Genomic DNA, 20,922 nt, shown 5'->3' with positions numbered 1-20,922 from the left:
TCACCAGCGATTTCGCCTCTTGCAGATAGAGCAATTCCATCGCCAGATCGGCGGGCGAAAAATCGCGCTCGGTCAGGGCAAATGTCGCAACAGCTTCCTGCAGATGAAATCCGAAACTGAGGTTGATCAACGTCCCGTGCTTACCGGCAGGGCCAAGTGCAAAAGCCTCTCCGCGCAGGCCAATCGCTGGTTGAGATATCAAGGTCAGGTGCACCATGCGCTCATTGGCAATCGTTAGCAGCGAAGCGCCGCAATCCCCCACGCGCGTCTCGCCCCCCACGGCGGTACGATCACAGCCTTCAGCCTCGGCGCAGGGTTCAATCCGGTCTTGTCGACGCCCTACGCGAAAATGCCGGGAAAAGGGTTGATCCAGCAGCGCCTGACCACCCAGAACCTTGTGCAAGGTTGGCCCCATCGCACGGATTTTGCCTTGAAGATCCACCCAAAGAAACATTGGCAGCAGCGCGCCAAGCATGGGCAAATTCAGCCGAAATTCGTGTTCCGAACCAAAGAGTTTCGCGGCAGCGTCCGAGGCCGCTTTGCCCGAAGTTGAGGGCACGGCATCACCTTCACAAGTTTGTGGCTGCAATTCGTTCACATCTCTGCTCCCGCTGCATCAGAGAGATCGAACGAGCGTCCACGCGCATAAGAAGAATCAAGCAATCGCACCTCAAGGGCCTCCCCCTGAACACTCTCATGCACGGTCTCGATCAAATCGATGAGCACAAGGGCTCCGTAGTCATCCGCCATCGCGCGCAAAACCCCGGCGAAAACTGCCCCCCAACCCGGCGACGCACCATGCACACTAAGCGAATAATGCCCGTCCCCAAGGCCATGCAGAGTGAGTTCTGGCAGCTTCAAATCCTCTAGTGCAAGCTGCGTTCGCCCCTGCAACTCATTGAGAGAGCGCAAAAAATCAACGTAATCTCGACCGCCATAGCGCAGCAACCTGCGCACGGATTCGCGGGTACTCAGATAGGTGCCAAGGTCTTCAAGCAGGTCAAACCGACGCCGCGCCAGGGTCTGACAGGCCGCATCAAGCAGCCTGTCGGTCAGGCCATCCTCATAGCTCAGCATCGGCTCAAACCCATCGGGCGAGACTTCGGCGCGACACGCGACGGCGCGCCAAATTTCCTCACCGAACGTGTCGGTCAGAAAATTCTGAATCGAGCGATTGACCAGTCCAAGCATAGCACCTCCGATGGCCCATGCTACGCACTCCAAGTTAAAAAAGCCCGAATGGATCTGAGGTTAGCGCAGCTGAGGCACCAAAGTCTTCCCGCCCGCCTGCAGCGCAGAAATCCCGCTTGGCACAATCTGGAACTGTCCCTGCGCAATCGCCGCAATCACCGCACCCATGGTACCATTCTTGCCAGAGATTGCGCGCAGCGCACCGCCATCAACCCAATGATCTTTCATGAGATAATAGAAACGCACGGGGGCGTAAGACCCATCGTCGCGCACCAGAATCGCCTCATTGCCGGGCAGATCAGGGCGCAGGTCGGCCATCACAAGGGCACAGCTTGGCTGCGCCTGCGTGCCGGGCGCGCACAGGGCTGACTGCGGCCATCCATTATCATTGGCGATTGCCTGCAACAAAGCCTCGGGGATCGCCGGAGCACCGGGAGGCAGCGCAATCAGCGCACGCAAATCGGCAAGCTGCGCAGCCCCGACATCGGGCTGCGCGGCGCCGTTCAACGTCGCCACAGATGACAAAGCACGCGCCAGCGCCGGATCACCCGAAGCCCGCGTCCGCAGAGTCGCAATTCCGTTTTGCCCAGCCTTTCCCCAGTTTTGCGCCATCTCATAAAGGGGCAAATCCGCAGGCCGGATGGCCCCTGCCTCATAGCGCGCGATTTGAGATTTCGTCGCAATCCGATTGGCATCAATCAACGGCGTCAGCCACGCGACCGCCATTGCAAGCAAAGCTACAGCCATTGCGATATTGACGCGGCGCACCCGCGCCATCCAATTCCGCCCGCGCAGCACTGCAACGGCATATCCAATCCCATAACCCGCGATCAAAACGATCAGCACACTCTGTGCGACCCGCGCCGGAGTCCAGCCAAGATCGGAGATGGAGCGCCAGGCCGACCACGCGCTCACCGCTGCCAGCAGCGGCAAAATCAACGCAAGCCCCAGCGTCGAGAGCCGCAAGATCGGGGCAACGACGGCCTCAAAATCTTCTCGCTCGACCGCGACCGACACCAGCAAAATCGCTGCCAAAGAGATCGCGATCAAGGTAGTGGCATGTGAGAATCCAACAGCATCAATCGCCCCGGAATTCAGCACCAACCCCAGCAGGAACAGCACAACCACGACCATCACCACCGGCAGCAACAACCGCAACAGGCGCAGCAGTAAGAAGGGCGAGATCATCTCTTCCAGCTCGGTCACAACGGCTAGCCCCAGCCCCAGCACCGCCCCGGACAGGCCAAGCGCCAGCCAATCCAGTCGGAAAATCTGGCGTAACAGGTCAATGCCAACGCTCTCCAGCAGTTGCGAGGACAGATACAGCAGCAGCCAAACCACGGCGAGAAACAACCAAGCCGCGCCGTAGCGCACCACGATATTCCACGCATGGGTAAACAGCGCAGGATAATCCGCCCACCGAGTGAGCCCTTGCTGCGCGACCACCATTGCAAAGGGCATCGGCACAGTGGCCAGCACAAACAGGGCCAACATCGAGAAATCCATCTGCCCCATCAGCGTTTCGCCAAAGACTAATCCACCCGCCTGCCACCACCCCAACAGCGTGGCCGGGATCGCGATCAACACGGCGGCAAGCCCCGCCTTTCGCGCTCCAATCTCCCCCAGCATCGCCAGACCGGTCCCGAAAAACACCGTGCCCGCAATCGCGAGCGTGAAAATTCCCCGCGCCCCCAGCAGGCCAGTTGCAAAACCACCCTCTTGCAGGGCCCAGAAGAAGAGCCCCGCCAAAGCACCTAAAAGGATGTGCTGTAAACGACTATGCATCGCAGCCTCCTGTGTTGAGCCGCGCCAACCAATCGGGCAAAGCGCCAATATCGGCCAAGACCACATCGGCCTCTGGGGCCAGTTCGTCGTGCTTGGCCGGTCCGGTCAATACCGCCACCGCGCGCATCCCGGCCGCACGTGCGGCGTGCAGATCATGCAGGCTGTCCCCCACCATCACCACCGTTGCCGGATCAAGCCCCAACTGATCCGCAAAGGCCAGCAGCGGACGCGGTGTCGGCTTGGCGCCATGCCCGCTATCATAACCGATAATCACGTCGAAAAGCGCAAGCACCCCGGCTTGACCGGCATGCGCGCGCGCCGTGCCCTCGGAATCATTGGTGCAAATCCCCAACCTCAGGCCCTGCGCGCGCAAATCGCTCAGGTAAGGGGCAAGCGGCACGGGGGCGACCAAAGGCACATCTTGAGCCGCCTGATCCAGCTGCACAATCAGCTCGGCGCGCTCACGCCCGGGCAAAAGCGGCAAAAGCAGATCCGCCGCCTGCGCCACAGTGCCCGCAATGATCGGTGAGGCAGGATCAAACCGCGCCTGCACAAGATCAAAGGCAATCGCATCGGCCAATTCGTTCAAATGAGCCTCGTCACGCGCCAGTTCAGCCAGCTGCGCGCACGCCCACACCCCCCAGGTCGCATCGAAATCAAAGAGGGTTCCATCCTTGTCAAACAGGATCGCCCGAACTTTCTGTGCGTTCATCGCCTTGCCCTCCCCGGCCCGCGTTCTGCTCAGACCATGGCCTGCCCAGTTTGCGCGCAGACTGCCCGCTTGGCTTGCTCAGGTCCAGTGCCGCTGATCGCCGCGCCCCAAAACCATGCGCGCTCCGGGTAACTCTTCGGGGACCACCTCCAGATCAGCGGCGCAATCGAGCACCCACTGATCGTTGAGCAAGATATAATCAAGCACACCACACAGGAAATCGGGATCGCCCGCCTGAGCGCGCAGATCCTCCTGCGTCGCTCCGGTATGGGCCAAAAAACCGTCGATCAGCGTTTCTTGCGACACCAACCAGCCCAGCGCGCGGATCGCAAGAACATGCGCGAATTCTTGCCCCATCTTGAGCCCCCCTTGCTATTCGAAACGCTTTGTTAACTTATTGCTCTATATCTTCAAGTGACTGACGAACAGTCTTGGTTTGTAGCAGAGGAACCCATGGCGGGATCCATTCTCATCGTTGATGACGTGTCCACGAATCGCATCGTGCTCAAAGCGATGCTTTCGGGTGCGCGCTATACGACAAGTCAGGCGGCCTCCGGGGCACAGGCGCTTGCAGTCGCGGCCGCCGAACAACCCGGGCTGGTCCTACTTGATGTAGATCTGCCCGATATGACCGGGATTGAGGTCATCACACGGCTGCGTGCCGACCCCGCGACGCGGCGTATCCCGGTCGTTGCCGTGACCACGCATACCACGCCCGAAATGCGCTTGGATCTTTTGCGCGCGGGGGCCAACGAAATTCTGGCCAAGCCGTTCAACGAATTGCTGATGCTCGCACGGTTGCGCAGCTTGCTGCGTGAACATGGCACAGATGCCGAATTCGCCCTGCGCGAGGCGACCTGCCGCGAACTTGGCTTTGCCGAGGCGCGCAACGAATACACCTCGCCCGCACGCGTTGCCATGATCGCCGCACAGCCTGAAATGGCCCTGCGCTGGAAAAACGCGCTCAGCCAACAGATGCCTGACGACATGATTGAGGTGCTCAGCCAGGAAAAGGCGCTCGCACGCGCGAGCAGCACTGCCGCGCCCGATATTTTCATGATCGAGGCAGATCTGGCACGACCGAGCGAAGGGTTGCGGCTGATGTCGGAATTGCGCTCGCGCTCTGAAACGCGCGATGCGGTGATTGTCATCGCCACCAGCCCCAGCGCCGTTGAATCGCAAGCCACCGCCCTTGATTTGGGCGCCAATGATCTTGCCTTCACCAATATTTCGTCGCCCTTTGCAGCGCAGGAAACCGCGCTGCGCCTGCACAGCCAATTGCGCCGCAAACGGGCGCTGGAACGGCAGCGCGAAACGCTGGATGAGGGGCTGCGACTGGCAATGGTCGACCCGCTCACCGACCTTTATAACCGCCGTTATGCCAGCACCCATCTGGCGCGGCTGGCCGAACATGCGCTGCGCACCAAGCGTCCCTTTGCGGTGATGCTGCTTGATCTCGATCGGTTCAAATCCGTCAACGACACCTTTGGCCATACCGCTGGGGATGAGGTACTTACAGAGGTCGCCTCACGGCTGCGCACCAATCTGCGCGCGGTTGACCTGATCGCCCGGATCGGCGGCGAGGAGTTTTTGGTGGCGATGCCCGACGCCGCGCTGGAAGAGGCGCGCGCAGCGGCGGAACGCTTGCGCCAAGTGATCGAAAGCACCCCGGTGCAATTGCTTGACGGGCGCACTCTTTCGGTGACGATCTCCATCGGGTTGGCCATTGGCGGCACGACCCGCGACAACCCTCAGCTCTTGGTCGATCAGGCAGATACCGCCTTGCTGGGCGCCAAGGCGACCGGGCGCAATCAGGTCAGCGTGGCCCGGGCTGGCACTGCCGCCTGAGACAACGAAAAACGCCCGGTTTGCAAAACCGGGCGTTGATGTGTGAGTGAGTGGGCCTCAGTCAGGCGCGCCATTCGCAGGCGGCGCGCCTTGGCGCTCGCGCTTCTCATTGCGATCACGACGATTGTCCAAACGCTGCACATCCTGCTGCAAGCGCTGCGCGAATGCTTGGCGCTGCTGCTCAGTCATCGCCTCGATCCGCTCAAAAATCAGCGTATCGCCAATCTGCACCCGGGCAGCCGTGCGGGACTGGTGGCGGGCGAGAATTTTCTCGACCTCGTCACGATTCCACGGCGTGATCGCCAGCGCGTCGATCAGCGCAATCATATCGGCACGCGACTGTCGCCGCATATCGCGAAACTCACTGCCACGCTTCTGCGCCGATTTGCGCAGCGCATCGCGGTCTTCCTTGCTCAGCGCCTCGGTGAAGGCCCCAAGCGTCACATCGCGCACCACCGCGCGCGGCGGATGGCGCTGATGTCCCATGATGCCGCCCACAATCACCCCGACAATCAGCAGGTTAAGCGTGACCGACCCGATCAACGCCCAGCGCAGCCCGCGGCAATTTCCAGCCCCCGTCATGGCCATCAAAACCCTCCATCATCCACAAAAGCGAGCGTCTCGCTCACTGGCATCAAGTTGACTGTGCCGAGATTTTCACTGCCTTGCCAGTAGCTTGAAGTCAGCGTCCCCATTTGATCCGCGCCGATAAAGCCAATCCAAAGCCCCGCCAAACCGGCCGTGACCAGCCCGCCCATCGCGCCCCAGCCGCCAAAGACCGAACGCAGCGCCTGCAAAACGCCCAAACCACGCGCACGCTCTTGGCGCGGCAATTGGGCTGCGGCTGCGGGCAGATCAAAACCGGCTTGCACCTCCAAGGCGCCCTCCACCACCCGCGCTAGAAAGGCGGGGTTCGGGTCACCGATTTCGTCTTTGGCCTGCGCCAAGAGCGCATCCACCAGCGCGTCTTCGTGACGTTGCATTGTCTCGCGATCCAATTTCTTGTCAGTCATCGCCAAACCCCAATTCTTCGCGCCGCCCAGCCAGCAGCTTTGCCAAAGCGCGTTTCGCACGCGCTGTCAGACTTTCTACGGCTTCAACCCCGGTTTCCATCGCTTCCGCGATCTCGGGATTGGACAAACCGTCAATATGTCGCAGCGTCACCGCAAGCCGCTGGCGGTCCGGCAGTTGTGCCAAAGCCGCGTCCAGCGCCGCCATCCGGTCGCGGCGCATCATCTCATCCAGCACCGAGGGGCTGTCATCGGCGACCTCCGGAGCGTCGTCGAGACTGCTTCCGCGCCGCTTACGTAGCCGATCTGTCGCCAGATTGCTAACCACCCGGTAGAGCCAGGTTGAAACCTTGGCCTCCCCGGTGCGCCACTCTGGTGCGATTTTCCACAGCCGCAACAACGCCTCTTGGGCGACGTCTTCGGCCTCGGCCCCGTCGCGCAACATCCGCATCGCCAAACGATAGGCCAACGGCCCCAGCCGAAGCGTCAAAGCACGCGCGGCCGCCGGGTCACCCTCGGCGTACAGCTCCAGCAGAGCTTCGTCAGACCTGTCATTCATCGCATCAAGCGCCATATCTCTTCCGCCAAACGCCTAGCGCGGATTTCGTGGTCGCGCAATCGAGGCAAAACACCGGGAGCGCGCTTGGCGCTCCCGGCGATTGGTCCCCGCAAAACGGATCAGTTGTTACCGTCGGGTTGCTGCCAAGGCTTGCCATCAGGGCCATTTTTTGGGCCATTCCCGTCACGGTCGCCCATCTTGCCATGTCCCCCCATCTTGCCGTGTTGGCCCATCTTGCCGTGGCCACCGCGCTCGTGCTTGCCGCTATGCTTGCGATCATCGCCCATACGCTGGCGCATCATCTTGCGCGCCGCCTGCAATTCATCTGCGCTCAGAACGCCGTCATTGTTGCGATCAATACGCTGGAACATCTGCATCGGCAGCGGGCGCTCGATCAACTCTGCGGCTGACAATTCCCCGTCACCATTGACATCTTGGGCGGCAAACCGCTGCGCCACACGCGCCTCGATCCGGGTTTTTTCCTTGGCCAGCTCAAAATTGACCAACTCATCCTTCGAGATCATACCGTCGCCATTGGCATCCAGGGCCTTGGCATCCGCCGCCCGTTTGGCTTGGATCTCTTCCAGCGAGATCGCGCCATCGCCATTGGTATCCACCTCGTTCATGGCAAAGCCAAAGAAACCGCCATCTTTCATCATCGGGCGTTTGCCAGCTTTGGGCGGGGTTGCGGGCGTTGCGGCCTGTGCCTGATCCGTGGTCGTCGCTTGATCTTGCGCGATTGCGGGCAAGGTGAATGCAAGGCTGGTGCCTGCCAAAAGGGCTGCGATGATGGTTTTTCTGCTCATAAGTTTCATTGCTTACTCTCCATTTGGATCGGTTTGACGGCGTATTTCTTGCCGTCGATGCAAGACAAACGCGCCATTCACGCGCTTCCGTCGCCCAATCGCGCGCCCTCACGCAGCCGTGATCGTTTGGCGAGGCTTCCCAAGCGCGCCGATCAACGCCATATTGGGTCACGCAGCCTGCAGGAGAATGCTGGGCGGGAGAGTTGGTATGTATGAGGATGACTTTGTTGACGACCGCCCGATCGGGCGCGCGATGTTGCGCGGGCTGGCGTGTCGCTGTCCGGCATGCGGCAAGGGTCGTGTCCTAAGTGGCTATCTGAAGGTGCGCGACACCTGTCCAAAGTGCCATGAAGACCTGTCGCATCAACGCGCCGATGACGGGCCGGCCTATCTGACGATCCTGATCGTGGGGCATTTGATGCTGCCGCTGATGGCCGCCGCCTTTATTGCTTACCGTCCGGAACCTTGGCAGATGATTGCGCTTTTCGGCACGGCCACGATTGTGCTGTCGCTGGTGTTATTGCCGCGCATGAAGGGGCTGATGGTGGCCATCCAGTGGTCGCGCCGGATGCATGGCTTTGGCGAAAGCGAGATTGTGCATGACTGACGCCACCCTCGCGCCGCCGCTCGACAAAACAGCGCTGCGCGACGCCGCAAGTGTGATCGTTTTGCGCCGTGAGGCCGACAGGCCCGCGCGCGTCTTGATGGGGCAGCGGGGCGCCGGCGCGGCCTTTATGCCCTCAAAATATGTATTTCCCGGCGGAGCGTTGGATCATGGCGATTGGGCAGTGCCACTGGCCGCGCCCTTGCCTGAAACCGATGCGAGCCGCCTTGAGGCCGACGCGCCTGACGGCATCGCCCCTGCTTTGGCCGCTGCCGCCCTGCGTGAGTTGTGGGAAGAAACCGGCATGATCCTTGGCCAGCGCGCGCCTTGGCCCGCCGACGTACCCTCCGACTGGCAAGGCTTCGCCGATCTCGGATTTCTCCCCTCAGCCGCCGATCTGCGTTTCGTGTTTCGCGCGATTACGCCACCGGGCCGTCCGCGCCGCTTTGATGCGCGCTTCTTTCTGGTGGATGCGGGCGCGATCTGGGGTGACCCCGATGATTTCTCGCGCGCCTGCGATGAGCTGTCTCATCTGCATTGGGTGCCGCTTACCGAGGCGCGCGCGCTCAACCTGCCCTTCATCACCGAGGTGGTGCTGGCCGAAATCTCGGCCCTTTTGCAAACCGATCACGCGATCGCAACGCCTGCCAGCGTGCCGTTTTTCGACAATCGCGGCCCTGCGTCAGAATTTCGCCGCATCGGCGCCTAGCGCGTTCCCGCCAGCACGATCACCACCAACGAGCCCACGACAAGCGCGATGCCAAACCCCTCGCGCCGATGCAGCCGTTCGTGAAACACCAACACCGAGACGAGCAACGTGAACACGATTTCCACCTGCCCAAGCGCGCGCACATAAGCCACGTTTTGCAACGAAAATGCTGTAAACCACCCGGCAGAGCCCAGCACTCCGGCAATTCCCACCAGCACCGTGCGCCGCCATGCGCCCAGCACGCGGCGTAATTCTCCGGGTTCACGCAGCCGTAAATACAGCCCCATGCCAATGCTTTGCGCGAAGGTGGCGCAGGCCAGCGCGATGATCGCGCGGGCAAAAAACTCCAGCGGTTGCAGCTCGAGCGTGGCACCGCGATAGCAGATCGAGGACAGCCCAAACAGCGCCCCCGCGCCCACACCATAGGCCGCCGCGCGCAGATTGATCCGTGCCACACCGGGCTGCTTGGTCAGCAACAGCACGCCCACCATCCCGATCAGGATACCAAGCCAGCCCAGCGGCCCCACCCATTCGCCCAGAAGGACTGCGGAAAATAGCGCGACCTGCACCGTCTCAGTCTTGGTAAAGGCCACCCCGACCGCAAAATTGCGCATCGAAAACAGCGCCACAGTCAGGAAGGTGGCCGCCACCTGTGCTGCGCCGCCTGCCAGGATGAAACCCCAAAACGCGGCACTCAGATGCGGCCAAGGCGTGCCGGTCAGACCAAGGAAGCTTACGGCAACCAGCGCCGCAAGCGGAAAGCCAAACAGAAACCGCGAAAACGTGGCCCCGCCCACCGAAAGCTGTGCCCCTGCCAGCAGCTTTTGCAGCATGAACCGGAACGTTTGCACTGCTGCGGCAAACAGCGTCACCCAGACCCACAGATGCGCGGGCGCTGCGGTCATGGGGTGATTTTCGCCAGATCATAGCCGTTGAAATCAAGCACCTCGCGCGCCGCTTTCAATAGATCGGGCCGCGCGGGGGATTGGCGCGACAAGATCATGCCCCAGCGCCCCGAGGGCGTGCCGAGCGCCGCGATCCGATAGTCCTGATCGACCCACATCACGAAAATCGGCTCCCCTCCGAACCCAGTGCGCGCCGCCAGACGCCCGCCCGGCCCCGTCAGCACAACGCGCTCATCTACCGTTTGGGCGCTGAGGGCGCAGGCCGTACCGGTGACGTGATAGGCGCCCACGCCATCCCACGCCCAGTTTTGCTGACCCGAACAGCCCGGCACGCCGCTGGCAACCACCTGCCACGTGCCGCCAAATCGTGCGCTGTCAAACAGCGATGCGGATGAGATCAGCGCTTTGGGGTCGCGCAGGCTTGTCGAGGGCTCGGGCGCGCACCCTGCCAGCGCGGCCAAGCCGATCAAAACCCATATCAGTTGACGCATGTTTTCATCGGATAGCCCGCCTCGGTTATGACCTCATTGCAGCCCAAAAGCGGCGTCACGGGCGCGCAGGTGCCAGAGCGCGCAAGACACGCCCCCTCGCACTCGCTTGCAGAGTGACAGGATTTACCACTGTCGCGCGTCTCATGCTGACAGAGAAAGCCGCTCTGATATTGCGCCCAAGTCCCGCCCTTGGCCACGCAGTTGAACTTTTCGGCGTCCTGTTTTTCTTGCCCCACAAGCGGCAGTTGCGCGCTGGTGTCAGATCCGCGCAGACCATCAAATGGCTTGCAGCCCGCCAAAGCGAGCCCCACGGCCATGATCACGATCGCCGCGCGCATCAGTAGGGCATCGGCAGGTCGTGGTGCAGCACTGCGATTTTGTCGAGCAGCTCTTTGGGCAGCGTCAGATCAGCCGCATCCAGATTTGGCCCAAGCTGTGCCAGCGAGGTCGAGCCAATGATCGGGATCGACGGGAACGGGCGGTTCATCACCCAGGCAATCGCCATCGTGATCGGGTTCAGCCCGGCCTCTTGCGCAAGCGCCACATAGGCATCGGCAATGTTGAAGGCGCGCGGATTGGCGCGCCCGCCTAGATTGTGATTGAGCGCGCGGCGGGTGCCTTCGGGCGTGGTATCGCCGGAATATTTTCCGCTCAGAATACCGGCGGCAAGGGGCGAATAGGCCAGCAGCGTGACCTGTTCCTGTTGGCCCAATTCTCCCAGATCAAGATCGTAATAGCGACACATCAGCGAATATTCGTTCTGGATCGCCTCCATCCGCGGCCCCTTGCCTGCCGCGGCTAATGCCAGCCATTGCGCGGTGCCCCAAGCGGTCTCGTTCGACAGGCCAACGGCGCGAATTTTGCCCTCATTGACCAGATCGTTCAGCGTGGCCAGACAGGCTTCCATATCGTTCAGAACAGCCTCTTTCGTGGGCTGTTTCGAGGGATCAAAGCGCCATGATTTACGGAAGTGATACGAGCCGCGATTGGGCCAATGCAGCTGATAAAGATCAATATAGTCGCTTTGCAGCCGTGTCAGCGAGCTATCCACCGCCTGACGGATCCGTTCGGGCGAGATTGCAGGCCCGCCCGGGACCGCATTGCTGCCCTCACCGGTGATCTTGGTCGCAATCACCAGATCGTCGCGCTTGCCGCGCTTTGCCAGATAGGCGCCGATGATCGTCTCGGTATCGCCCGCCGTCTCGGCGCGCACCGGATTAACCGGATACATCTCGGCGGTGTCGATGAAATTCACCCCCCGCTCCAGTGCCATGTCGATCTGAGCATGCCCTTCGGCTTGCGAATTCTGAGTGCCCCAGGTCATTGACCCGAGACAGATTTCCGACACCATGATTCCGCTGCGGCCCAGTTCCAGCTTGCGCATTCGCACGTCCCTTCTGTTCGTTTCGCGCGACCCTGCCAGAGCACCGATGTAAGGTAAAGGTCCGCGGCCTATTCGACCTGATCAATCCAATCGCCATAGCCTTCGGCCGCCATCTCCTCGAGCGGGACAAAGCGCAGCGAGGCGGAGTTGATGCAATAGCGCAAGCCCCCCTGATCGCGCGGCCCGTCAGGGAACACATGGCCCAGATGGCTGTCGCCGTTCTTGGAACGCACTTCGGTGCGCACCATCCCAAGCGAGGCATCGCGCAGCTCGACAACGTGATCGGACACCAGCGGCTTGGTGAAAGACGGCCAGCCACAGCCAGATTCAAATTTTGTCGAGGACGCGAAAAGCGGCTCGCCCGACACCAGATCCACATAGATGCCGCGCGCCTCGTTTTCGGTATATTCGCCCGTCCACGGCCGCTCAGTGCCGTTTTGTTGGGTGACGCGGAATTGTTCGGGGGTCAGCGCCGCCAGCGCTGCCTCGGATTTTTGCCATTTGCTCATAATCGCACTCCCTTTCGAGCATGATCTAGGGGCGCAGGGCGCGCTGAAAAGCCCTGCACATGTGTTTTACTCGCTTCACATCCGCTTGCGCCCTATCTTTTGGGCAGGAGGAATTCACCATGACCACGCCCGCCCCCCGCGCCGACCTGTCCACCCACCGCGTCGAGAACCAGCCTCCCGCGCGCGGCGACACGGACCTTTGGGCCAGCGATGCGCCGCTGCGCGAGGCGATTGCCCGCGAGGGTGGTCAACCCGCGCCCCTTGCCGAATATGGCGCAGCCTTGGGCACGGTCGAGATGCGCCAAGCCGCCCGCGACGCCAATACCTGCTCGCCGAAAATGCATCTGTTCGATGCCGGGGGGCGCAGGCTGGACGAGGTGCATTTCCATCCCGCCTATCACCAATTCCTCGACCTTGGCATCGCGTCTGGCTATTGCGCCACCGCGTGGCAGGGTACGCCCGGTGGCCATACGACCCACGCCGCGATGGTCTATCTGGCCTCGCAGGTCGAACCCTCCACCTGTTGCCCGATGACCATGAGCTATGCGGCTTATCCGGCGCTGGCCGCCTCACCCGATCTCGCCGCAATCTGGCAGCCAAAACTGACCACGCGCCGCTATGATCCCTCCTTGCGCCCGGTGCGCGAAAAACTGGGTGTCACGCTGGGTATGGCGATGACGGAAAAGCAGGGCGGATCGGATGTGCGCGCCAACACGACGCGGGCCGAACCCGCAGGCGATCACTGGCGGCTTACCGGGCATAAGTGGTTTTGCTCGGCGCCGATGTCGGACGGGTTCCTGACACTGGCGCAAACGCCCGCTGGCCTGAGCTGTTTCCTCGTTCCGCGCTGGCTGGAGGGCGCGCGCAACGCAATCCGTATTCAGCGCCTCAAGGACAAGCTGGGCAATCGCGCCAATGCCTCGGCCGCGATCGAATATGAGGGGGCCGAGGCCTATCTGCTGGGCGAGGAAGGCCGCGGCGTCGCTACAATCATCGAAATGGTGCATCACACGCGGCTCGATACCGCGATGGCGCCCGCCGGGCTGATGCGCGCCGCGATTGTCGAGGCCCATCACTGGGCAACCCATCGCAGCGCCTTTCAACGCCGACTGATCGACCAGCCACTGATGCGCGCCGTTCTGGCCGATCTGGCGCTGGATTGGGAAGGCGCGCTGGCGCTGGGGCTGCGGGTGGCGCGCGCCTATGACGGCCCAACGCCCGAGGATCGTGCCTTTGCCCGGATCGCAGTCGCCTTGGCGAAATATCTCAGCAACAAGCGCTGCCCGATCGTCACCTATGAGGCGATGGAGTCGCTTGGCGGCATGGGCTATGTCGAAGATACGCCGATGCCGATGCTCTATCGCGAGGCGCCGCTTAACGGCATTTGGGAGGGTTCGGGCAATGTGATTTGTCTCGACATCCTGCGCACGCTAGCGCGCGAACCGCTGGCCGCAGAGGTCTTGCGCGTCGAATTGGCGGCCGCCAGCGGCAGCGATCCGCGCTATGACGCGGCGCTTCAGGCGCATGTCGCGCGCTGGCCTGCGCTGCCGCCCGAAGCCGAGGCGCGCTGGTTTGTCGAGCGACTCGCGCTGTTGCTGACCGCCTCGCTTTTGATCCGCCACGCCCCCGCAGTTGTTTCCGACGCCTTTGTCACCACACGCATTTCTGGCGAGGCGGGGCGCACGACCGGTGCGATGGCGGGTCATGATGTGTCCGCTATTCTCGAACGGATCGCGACCCGGTAGGGTGGAGCCTCCGGCGGGAGTATTTTTAGCTAGATGAAAGGGGGGGCGATGAGCGAAGACCGTTATCTGATCCGCGCCGAGGAGATCTCGGCGATGGCAGGGCTCGCCAAGACGCATTTTCTCAATCCTAACGCGCGGCGGATCAACAAGAGCTTGGGCGACATGACCGGGCTGACCGGCATCGGCGTGCATATCATCGAGGTCGCGCCCGGCTGCGAGAGCACCGAATTTCACGCCCATCACCATGAGGATGAGGCGATTTTCGTGTTATCGGGCAGCGCCACGGCGCGGATCGGCGAGGCGACCCATCCGATCGGCCCGGGTGATTTCATCGGCTATCGTGCGGGCGGCGCGGCGCATACGATTCTCAACAGCGGGAGCGAGGTTTTGCGCCTGATTGTAGTCGGTCAGCGCCTGCCCCATGACGTGGGCGATTATCCCGACAAGGGCAAGCGCCTCTATCGCAACGCCGACATGGCGTGGCAACTTGTCGATCTGGACGCGATTGAGGAGGTGCAGGCAGGCGCGAAGAAATGAGCCTTACGCGTTGAACAAGAAGTGCAACACGTCGCCGTCCTTGACCTCATAGGTCTTGCCCTCGACGCGGAATTTGCCCGCCTCTTTCGCGCCCGCTTCGCCTTTGCCCGCGATGTAATCATCATAGCCCACGGTTTCGGAGCGGATGAAACCGCGCTCAAAATCGCCGTGGATCACACCGGCGGCTGCGGGGGCCAGCGTGCCTTTGCGGATGGTCCAGGCGCGCGCCTCTTTCGGGCCAACGGTGAAATAGGTTTGCAGGCCAAGCAATTCGTAGCCCGCGCGGATCAGACGATCGAGACCGGCCTCGTGCAGCCCCATCTCTTCGAGGAACATTTCGGCTTCCTCGGCCTCAAGCTGGCTGATCTCCTCCTCGATCTTGGCCGAAATCACCACCGTGCCCGCGCCCTGTTCGGCCGCCATTTTCGCCACCGCTTCGGATTTGGAATTGCCCGCCGAGGCATTGGCCTCTTCGACGTTGCACACAAACAGCACCGGCTTGGCGGTCAGCAATTGCAGCATATCCCAAGCTTTGCGATCATCGGCCGAGACCTCAACCGTGCGCGCGGGACGACCCGCCTCAAGCGCCTCTTTCGCCTGTTCCAACAGGCGCGCGGCGTCTTTGGCATCCTTGTCGCCCGATTTGATCTTGCGCGCGAGGTTCGCCAGCCGTTTTTCAAGACTTTCGAGATCGGCGATCATCAGCTCGGTTTCGATGGTTTCGGCATCGGCGACGGGATCGACACGGCCCTCGACATGGGTCACGTCATCATCTTCAAAGCAGCGCAACACATGGGCGATCGCATCGACTTCGCGGATATTGGCCAGGAATTGGTTACCCAGACCTTCGCCCTTGGACGCGCCTTTCACCAGACCGGCAATGTCGACGAAAGTCATCCGCGTGGGGATGATTTCTTTCGACCCCGCAATCGCCGCCAGCTTTTCAAGGCGCGCATCGGGCACCGCGACCTCGCCGACATTCGGCTCGATCGTGCAGAAGGGGAAATTGGCCGCCTGCGCTGCTGCGGTCTTGGTCAGCGCGTTGAACAGGGTCGATTTGCCCACGTTCGGCAGACCCACGATACCCATCTTGAAACCCATTTCGCCCTCCTGATTACGGCTTGGCGTTTCTTATTCATTGCCCAGCCTTTGCGCAAGCCAGACGCGCAGCCCATTGATTTTCTCGCCCCCATGGCGCAAACCGCCTTGGGATTGACCAGAGGGACGCCATGACTCGCATTGACGCCAAATTCGCCGCGCTGAAAAAACAGGGCAAGAAGGCCTTTGTTTCCTATATCATGGCGGGTGACCCCGATCTGGAAACCTCGCTTGAGGTGATGAAGGGGCTGCCGGGCGCGGGCGTGGATATTATCGAACTGGGCGTGCCCTTCACCGATCCGATGGCCGATGGCCCGACGATCCAGCTGGCCGGGCAACGCGCGCTGGATGGCGGGCAGACGCTGCAAAAGACGCTCGATATGGCGGCTGAATTTCGCAAAAATGATGATACGACGCCGATTGTGCTGATGGGGTATTACAACCCGATTTACAGCCGCGGCGTGGATCGCTTTTTGAGGGATGCGAAAGCGGCAGGCATTGACGGGCTGATCGTGGTTGATCTGCCCCCCGAGGAAGACAGCGAGCTGTGCCTTCCCGCGCAGGCCGCCGGGATCAACTTTATCCGGCTGGCCACGCCCACCACCGATGATGCGCGCCTGCCGAAGGTGCTGCAGAACACATCGGGTTTTGTCTATTATGTGTCGGTTACCGGCATCACCGGCGCGCAAGCGGCGCAAGCTGGCGAAGTCGGCCCCGAGGTCGCTCGGATCAAGGCCAAAACGGACCTGCCCGTGATCGTGGGCTTTGGCATCACCACACCCGAGGCCGCGCAGACCATCGCAAGCGTGGCCGATGGCTGCGTGGTGGGATCGGCCATCGTCAAAGAAATCAGCGCAGGCAAGCCAACAGCCGAAATTCTGAGCTTCGTCGCCAGCTTGGCCAAAGGCGCGCATTCCGCCTAAAAGACATCGAGGACGCTATCGCGGTTATTTTTTGCGCCCCATCAGCCGGTCAAACCAGCCCTTTGCACCCTCTTCGGCATCGTCCCAAGCCTCGCCGGCATCCTCGATGAGCGGGTCGATAGAGCGTTCGCGGAATTGTCGCCACATGGCGCGGATCACCAAGATCAGCACCAGCAGAAGCGTCAAGATGACGATATTCACCCAAGGAATGATGCGCACATCGGGGCCCGCCACGACCTTCATCCCGACTGCATTGGGAAAGATCGTCAGCCAATTCGAGCGCCAGCCATAGCGCGAGACCGACACCCAAACCGGATCAGCCTTGGTCGAAATCAATGATTCGGCCTGTGCCTGAAGGTTTGAACTGTCGAGCTTGAAATAGGGAGGCCAGCCCCAGCCGGTGTCTTCATTGCGAAACACCAACGGCTTGCCATTGGCGCGCACCGTATTGATGAAGCGCACATCCCGGCTGGTTCCCCCCGCCGTGCCGACATCGGGGGCGGCCCAGAAGATCGAGTTCTCGCCGAAATCGACGCGGCGCACTTCGGTGCCCACGATGCGCACGATGTCATGGCGCGGCAGGTTGTAGCTCAGGAAGGTGAAGACGGTGATCGCGACAACCGCCCAGAATCCCCATTTCAAATAGCGCATCTCACCCTCACGCGTAATTCACCAGATAGATAAGCCCCGCCACCAGTGCGATGGGCCCGATATAGACCAGCCAGATCAGCTTGCGCAGCAGGCTGCGTTCGTAATTCTTCAAGCCGATCGCGACATAGATTTCGCGCGGACCGGGGGCGGCACCTGCGGCCTCAGCCTCGGCCCATTCGTCCTCCAGCGCCTCACGGCGCAGCGATCGCGCATAAATTCGCACCAGCCAGAAGATCACGCTCAGCGCGATGAAACCGAGAATCGCCAGTCGGATAAAGCCAAACATCGCCCCTGCTCCTTGCAAGATGCGCCAATCTTACGCGCCAAACGCTGGCCGAACCAGCCACTTACCCTTTTCGCGCGGCCCTCGCCATGCGGATCAGCTTGATCGCGATGGCCGAGGCGGCGACCGGCACAAAGGCCAGCACATAAGTCGCCGCGAACATCTCACGCGGGGCAAAGCCATTCGTGCATGCAGCCTGTTTGGACAAATGCATCACAAACCCCGCCCCGCAAGACGTGCCGGTCATGTAAAAGGCCGGCAGCAACATTCCAATCGGGACAAAGGCCAACAGTTTCAGCCATTCATATTTCGACAGCCACGCGCCGACCGCCACGCAAATCACCAATGCGAAAAGCAAAAACAGGTTCATTTCCATTCCTCCTGTCCCGACACGCTTGCCGGGCTTGCCTCTCGATACCGTGTGCGACGGGCAAACTCCATGCGTTTTCCCTCTTGGAGCGCCCCGTTCGCGGGTCTAGCCTTGCGATATGGATCTAAACACCCGAGTGAAAGCTGCAATCGACAACCGCCGCGACGCGCTGGTGGCGCTGACGCGGGATTTGATCGCGATCCCCACGCTGAACCCGCCGGGGCGCAACTATCTGGAAATCTGCGAATATCTGGCGGCACGGCTGGCGGCGCGCGGTTTCACGACCGAGCTGATCCGCGCAAAGGATGCGCCCGGCGATAGTGACCGCTTTCCACGCTGGAACCTTGTCGCGCGGATCGACGGCGCGCGCCCCGGAGACTGCGTGCATTTCAACTCGCATCACGACGTGGTCGAACTGGGCCATGGCTGGACGCGTGACCCGTTTGGCGGTCAAATCGAGGGCGATCGCATTTACGGGCGCGGTGCCTGTGACATGAAGGGCGGGCTGGCCGCCTCGATCATCGCCGCCGAGGCCTTCCTCGCCGCCTGCCCCGATTTCGCGGGCGCGATTGAAATCTCGGCCACGGCAGATGAGGAAAGCGGCGGTTTTGGTGGCGTCGCCTATCTTGCACAACAGGGCCGATTCGACCCCGCTCGCGTTCAGCATGTGATCATCCCCGAGCCGCTGCACAAAGATCAGATCTGTCTGGGCCATCGCGGGGTCTGGTGGGCCGAGATCGAAACCCATGGCCGGATCGCGCATGGCTCAATGCCGTTTCTGGGCGACAGCGCGATCCGTCACATGGGCGCGGTCCTTGAGGAGATGGAGCAAACTCTGTTCCCGCTTTTGGCCAACAAACACACCGAGATGCCGGTGATCCCCGAAGGCGCGCGCGCCTCTACGCTCAACATCAACTCGATCCATGGCGGCGAACCGGAACAAGACGCCGATTACACCGGCCTGCCCGCGCCCTGCGTGGCTGATCGCTGCCGGATCATTATTGATCGCCGGTTTCTGATTGAGGAAGAGATCGGGCAGGTCAAAGCCGAAATCGCCAATCTGATGGAGCGTGTAAAGGCGCGCAGACCGCAATTTTCCTACGAAATCCGTGACCTGTTTGAGGTCCAGCCGTCGATGACCGACCGCGACGCCCCCATCGTGCGCTCGACCGCCAGCGCGATTGAGGCGGTGCTGGGACGCGAGGCCGCCTATGTCGTCAGCCCCGGCACCTATGATCAAAAGCATATCGACCGGATCGGACGGCTGAAAAACTGTATCGCCTACGGGCCGGGCCTGCTGGAACTTGCCCATCAGCCCGATGAGTGGGTTGGCATTAACGATATGGCCGACAGTGCCAAGGTAATGGCGCTGGTGCTCGCGGAACTCTTGGCGCGATAGGGGGGCGCTGCCCCCGCGCTGACGCGCTCCCCCGGGATATTTCGCGAATTTGGAGGGACAAACGCGTCCAAGCTTCCAAATTCTGAAAATATCCCGGGGGAGGCAGCCAAAGCCGGGGGCAGCGCCCCCCAACCTTGGCGCGCCGAGGCTTTCCTTGCCTGCAAACGGGGTTTCAAAAGGGCAGTGACCCGCCCCGTGCGCTTCCCAATTGCACCTCATGGCGACTGCCCCTGCGCTTCATCCCCGATCCCATGCCCTGGAACGGAAACTGCCGAGATCCATGTGGATCTCGGCAGCCAGGCCGTCTTCGGACTCAGGGTCCGGTAGGAGGGTGATACATCGGACCAAGGCCGCGAGCTCTTCGTTGCCGCGCGCGACGAGATCAGGATCGCCGAGCAACGCTTCGAGATCATGGAGCGCCGCCTCGAAGATCGCGGGGATGTCAGGCGGTATGGCGTCTTTCTCGGCCTGCTGTGTTTCCAAGTGCGCGATCCGATCTTCGAGTGCCGTGATCTCGGCTTTGAGTTCCTTATCGCGCGCACTGTAATCCGCAAAGTCAGCTCCCTTTTCGATTGCGCGCATGATGCCATCGCGCGCCGTGCGAGCCAATGTCAGCTGCGCTTTCGCGGCCTTAATCGCAGTGCCGAAATCGGTGCTTTCGAGCACGCGCAGCGCGTCGAAGACACGGGCCTCGATCCGGTCCTGACGGATCGTGTATTTGTTGTTGCAGGCGCCCTTTCGGGCCTCGCGACACTGAAAGCGTTTCCGACCCACTTTGATATAGGGCGCACCGCAGCAGTCGCAGACCAGCAAGCCGCTCAGAAGGTGCTTCGAACGACGCGCCGCCTGAGGGTTTCCCGAGACGGTTGCACGGCGCGTGCGCGTCGCGCACTCGGCCTGCACCTGATCCCAAAGATCCTGCGGGATGATCCGCAGTTCTTCGAAGGTTTTCTGCACCATATCTTCCTCGGTCGAATAGACGGCCTTCGCACCGGTCTCGGGATGGTAGCGGCGGCCGAATTTGCACACCGAGGCTTCGCCGATATAGAGGCGGTTGTTCAAAATGCCTTCCTGGCGATCTTTACGCCCGCGGATCGTCGAGGGCTCCCAAGTGCCGCCTTTGGGTGCCGGGATGCGATCTGCATTCAACCTTTTTGCGATCGCCATGGCCGAGCGCCCCTCAGCAGTTTCGCGAAAGATCCGGAGCACGATCCGGGCTTCTTCCGGGGCGATTTCGCGGTTCGTGCCCGTCGGCTCCTCCCGCTTGCGGTAGCCATAGGCGCTGGTGTGCAAGCGTCCTCGCGAGACAGCCCCCTGCATACCGCGGCGCGTATGAGCTCCGATCATCTCCGAGAACTGCTGCGCGCCAAACCCGCCAAGCAGCACCTTGCAGAAATCCTGCG

Annotated in this window: 25 protein-coding genes and 1 pseudogene; 7 read left to right on the top strand and 19 right to left on the bottom strand. The window is 61.6% G+C overall.

Annotated features, from left to right (window positions below; translation table 11 throughout):
* The 5 genes and pseudogenes from QZ571_RS16565 to QZ571_RS16545 form a co-directional block, all read right to left on the bottom strand.
* Positions 1-598 (bottom strand): annotated as a pseudogene (locus tag QZ571_RS16565) (hypothetical protein); the annotation flags it as partial.
* A complete protein-coding gene (locus tag QZ571_RS16560) occupies positions 595-1,191 on the bottom strand; it encodes a heme NO-binding domain-containing protein (protein ID WP_295537076.1) in 597 nt (198 codons plus the stop codon). The gene QZ571_RS16560 and the pseudogene QZ571_RS16565, both read right to left, overlap by 4 nt.
* A 60-nt stretch (positions 1,192-1,251) precedes the next feature.
* A complete protein-coding gene (locus QZ571_RS16555) occupies positions 1,252-2,976 on the bottom strand; it encodes a DUF4153 domain-containing protein (RefSeq protein ID WP_295537074.1) in 1,725 nt (574 codons plus the stop codon).
* Positions 2,969-3,688 (bottom strand): HAD family hydrolase, encoded by a 720-nt coding sequence (locus QZ571_RS16550; protein WP_295537072.1) that lies wholly within the window; start codon positions 3,686-3,688, stop codon positions 2,969-2,971. The genes QZ571_RS16555 and QZ571_RS16550 overlap by 8 nt, the downstream gene beginning before the upstream one ends.
* A 78-nt stretch (positions 3,689-3,766) precedes the next feature.
* Positions 3,767-4,045: a DUF3572 domain-containing protein gene (locus QZ571_RS16545; protein WP_295537070.1), complete on the bottom strand. Its 279-nt coding sequence runs from the start codon at positions 4,043-4,045 to the stop codon at positions 3,767-3,769.
* Positions 4,046-4,141: 96 nt separating this feature from the next.
* Here QZ571_RS16545 and QZ571_RS16540 point away from each other — a divergent pair, with 96 nt between their 5' ends.
* Positions 4,142-5,536 carry a diguanylate cyclase gene (locus tag QZ571_RS16540; protein ID WP_295537068.1) on the top strand — a complete coding sequence of 465 codons (1,395 nt, stop codon included), beginning with the start codon at positions 4,142-4,144 and terminating at the stop codon, positions 5,534-5,536.
* 57 nt (positions 5,537-5,593) lie between these two features.
* Here the strand turns inward: QZ571_RS16540 and QZ571_RS16535 are convergent, their stop codons facing one another.
* The 4 genes from QZ571_RS16535 to QZ571_RS16520 form a co-directional block, all read right to left on the bottom strand.
* Positions 5,594-6,124, bottom strand: a complete 531-nt coding sequence (locus QZ571_RS16535) for a periplasmic heavy metal sensor (RefSeq protein WP_295537067.1) — start codon at positions 6,122-6,124, stop codon at positions 5,594-5,596.
* Positions 6,124-6,549 carry a hypothetical protein gene (locus QZ571_RS16530; protein ID WP_295537064.1) on the bottom strand — a complete coding sequence of 142 codons (426 nt, stop codon included), beginning with the start codon at positions 6,547-6,549 and terminating at the stop codon, positions 6,124-6,126. The genes QZ571_RS16535 and QZ571_RS16530 overlap by 1 nt, the downstream gene beginning before the upstream one ends.
* Entirely contained in the window at positions 6,542-7,120 is a 579-nt protein-coding gene (locus tag QZ571_RS16525; protein ID WP_295537063.1) for an RNA polymerase sigma factor, read from the bottom strand. Before QZ571_RS16525 ends, QZ571_RS16530 begins: the two co-directional genes overlap by 8 nt.
* 104 nt (positions 7,121-7,224) lie before the next feature.
* Positions 7,225-7,920: a hypothetical protein gene (locus QZ571_RS16520; protein WP_295537061.1), complete on the bottom strand. Its 696-nt coding sequence runs from the start codon at positions 7,918-7,920 to the stop codon at positions 7,225-7,227.
* A gap of 199 nt (positions 7,921-8,119) precedes the next feature.
* Here QZ571_RS16520 and QZ571_RS16515 point away from each other — a divergent pair, with 199 nt between their 5' ends.
* Complete coding sequence (locus QZ571_RS16515; RefSeq protein ID WP_295537060.1) at positions 8,120-8,518, top strand: DUF983 domain-containing protein; 399 nt, start codon at positions 8,120-8,122, stop codon at positions 8,516-8,518.
* Positions 8,511-9,224 (top strand): NUDIX hydrolase, encoded by a 714-nt coding sequence (locus tag QZ571_RS16510; protein ID WP_295537058.1) that lies wholly within the window; start codon positions 8,511-8,513, stop codon positions 9,222-9,224. The genes QZ571_RS16515 and QZ571_RS16510 overlap by 8 nt, the downstream gene beginning before the upstream one ends.
* Here QZ571_RS16510 and QZ571_RS16505 read toward each other — a convergent pair.
* The 5 genes from QZ571_RS16505 to msrB form a co-directional block, all read right to left on the bottom strand.
* A complete protein-coding gene (locus QZ571_RS16505; RefSeq protein ID WP_295537056.1) occupies positions 9,221-10,129 on the bottom strand; it encodes a DMT family transporter in 909 nt (302 codons plus the stop codon). The two genes, QZ571_RS16510 and QZ571_RS16505, sit on opposite strands and share 4 nt — an antisense overlap.
* Positions 10,126-10,620 (bottom strand): lipocalin family protein, encoded by a 495-nt coding sequence (locus tag QZ571_RS16500; RefSeq protein WP_295537055.1) that lies wholly within the window; start codon positions 10,618-10,620, stop codon positions 10,126-10,128. Before QZ571_RS16500 ends, QZ571_RS16505 begins: the two co-directional genes overlap by 4 nt.
* On the bottom strand, positions 10,608-10,958 hold the full coding sequence (locus tag QZ571_RS16495; protein ID WP_295537054.1) for a hypothetical protein: 351 nt from the start codon (positions 10,956-10,958) through the stop codon (positions 10,608-10,610). Before QZ571_RS16495 ends, QZ571_RS16500 begins: the two co-directional genes overlap by 13 nt.
* Positions 10,958-12,004 carry an aldo/keto reductase gene (locus QZ571_RS16490; RefSeq protein WP_295537053.1) on the bottom strand — a complete coding sequence of 349 codons (1,047 nt, stop codon included), beginning with the start codon at positions 12,002-12,004 and terminating at the stop codon, positions 10,958-10,960. The genes QZ571_RS16495 and QZ571_RS16490 overlap by 1 nt, the downstream gene beginning before the upstream one ends.
* A 68-nt stretch (positions 12,005-12,072) precedes the next feature.
* Positions 12,073-12,513 (bottom strand): peptide-methionine (R)-S-oxide reductase MsrB, encoded by a 441-nt coding sequence (msrB, locus tag QZ571_RS16485; protein ID WP_295537052.1) that lies wholly within the window; start codon positions 12,511-12,513, stop codon positions 12,073-12,075.
* 119 nt (positions 12,514-12,632) lie between these two features.
* Here msrB and QZ571_RS16480 point away from each other — a divergent pair, with 119 nt between their 5' ends.
* Both QZ571_RS16480 and QZ571_RS16475 read left to right on the top strand, forming a co-directional pair.
* A complete protein-coding gene (locus QZ571_RS16480; RefSeq protein ID WP_295537051.1) occupies positions 12,633-14,258 on the top strand; it encodes an acyl-CoA dehydrogenase family protein in 1,626 nt (541 codons plus the stop codon).
* A gap of 48 nt (positions 14,259-14,306) precedes the next feature.
* The gene (locus QZ571_RS16475; protein WP_295537049.1) at positions 14,307-14,795 is read left to right on the top strand and encodes a cupin domain-containing protein; all 489 of its coding nucleotides are present in this window, start codon (positions 14,307-14,309) and stop codon (positions 14,793-14,795) included.
* A gap of 3 nt (positions 14,796-14,798) precedes the next feature.
* On the opposite strand, the gene ychF is transcribed toward QZ571_RS16475, so the two are convergent.
* Positions 14,799-15,896 (bottom strand): redox-regulated ATPase YchF, encoded by a 1,098-nt coding sequence (ychF, locus tag QZ571_RS16470; RefSeq protein ID WP_295537048.1) that lies wholly within the window; start codon positions 15,894-15,896, stop codon positions 14,799-14,801.
* A 128-nt stretch (positions 15,897-16,024) separates the two neighbouring features.
* Here ychF and trpA point away from each other — a divergent pair, with 128 nt between their 5' ends.
* Positions 16,025-16,816, top strand: a complete 792-nt coding sequence (trpA, locus tag QZ571_RS16465; protein ID WP_295537046.1) for a tryptophan synthase subunit alpha — start codon at positions 16,025-16,027, stop codon at positions 16,814-16,816.
* Positions 16,817-16,840: 24 nt separating this feature from the next.
* Here trpA and QZ571_RS16460 read toward each other — a convergent pair whose 3' ends face one another.
* The 3 genes from QZ571_RS16460 to QZ571_RS16450 all read right to left on the bottom strand — a co-directional run bounded on the left by QZ571_RS16460 (position 16,841) and on the right by QZ571_RS16450 (position 18,120).
* Entirely contained in the window at positions 16,841-17,467 is a 627-nt protein-coding gene (locus tag QZ571_RS16460) for a DUF1523 family protein (RefSeq protein WP_295537044.1), read from the bottom strand.
* Positions 17,468-17,474: 7 nt separating this feature from the next.
* Positions 17,475-17,753 carry a hypothetical protein gene (locus QZ571_RS16455; protein WP_295537042.1) on the bottom strand — a complete coding sequence of 93 codons (279 nt, stop codon included), beginning with the start codon at positions 17,751-17,753 and terminating at the stop codon, positions 17,475-17,477.
* A gap of 61 nt (positions 17,754-17,814) precedes the next feature.
* A complete protein-coding gene (locus QZ571_RS16450) occupies positions 17,815-18,120 on the bottom strand; it encodes a hypothetical protein (protein WP_295537040.1) in 306 nt (101 codons plus the stop codon).
* Between the two features lie 118 nt (positions 18,121-18,238).
* On the opposite strand from QZ571_RS16450, the gene QZ571_RS16445 reads away from it, so the two are divergent.
* Entirely contained in the window at positions 18,239-19,519 is a 1,281-nt protein-coding gene (locus QZ571_RS16445; protein WP_295537038.1) for an acetylornithine deacetylase/succinyl-diaminopimelate desuccinylase family protein, read from the top strand.
* A 237-nt stretch (positions 19,520-19,756) separates the two neighbouring features.
* Here QZ571_RS16445 and QZ571_RS16440 read toward each other — a convergent pair.
* The coding region (locus QZ571_RS16440) for a recombinase family protein (RefSeq protein ID WP_295537036.1) at positions 19,757-20,922 on the bottom strand (1,166 nt) is incomplete at its 5' end.

The organism is uncultured Thioclava sp. (genome assembly GCF_913064665.1).
GTDB classification, from domain to species: domain Bacteria; phylum Pseudomonadota; class Alphaproteobacteria; order Rhodobacterales; family Rhodobacteraceae; genus Thioclava; species Thioclava arctica.
This window is presented reverse-complemented; position numbering and strand designations above follow the sequence as displayed.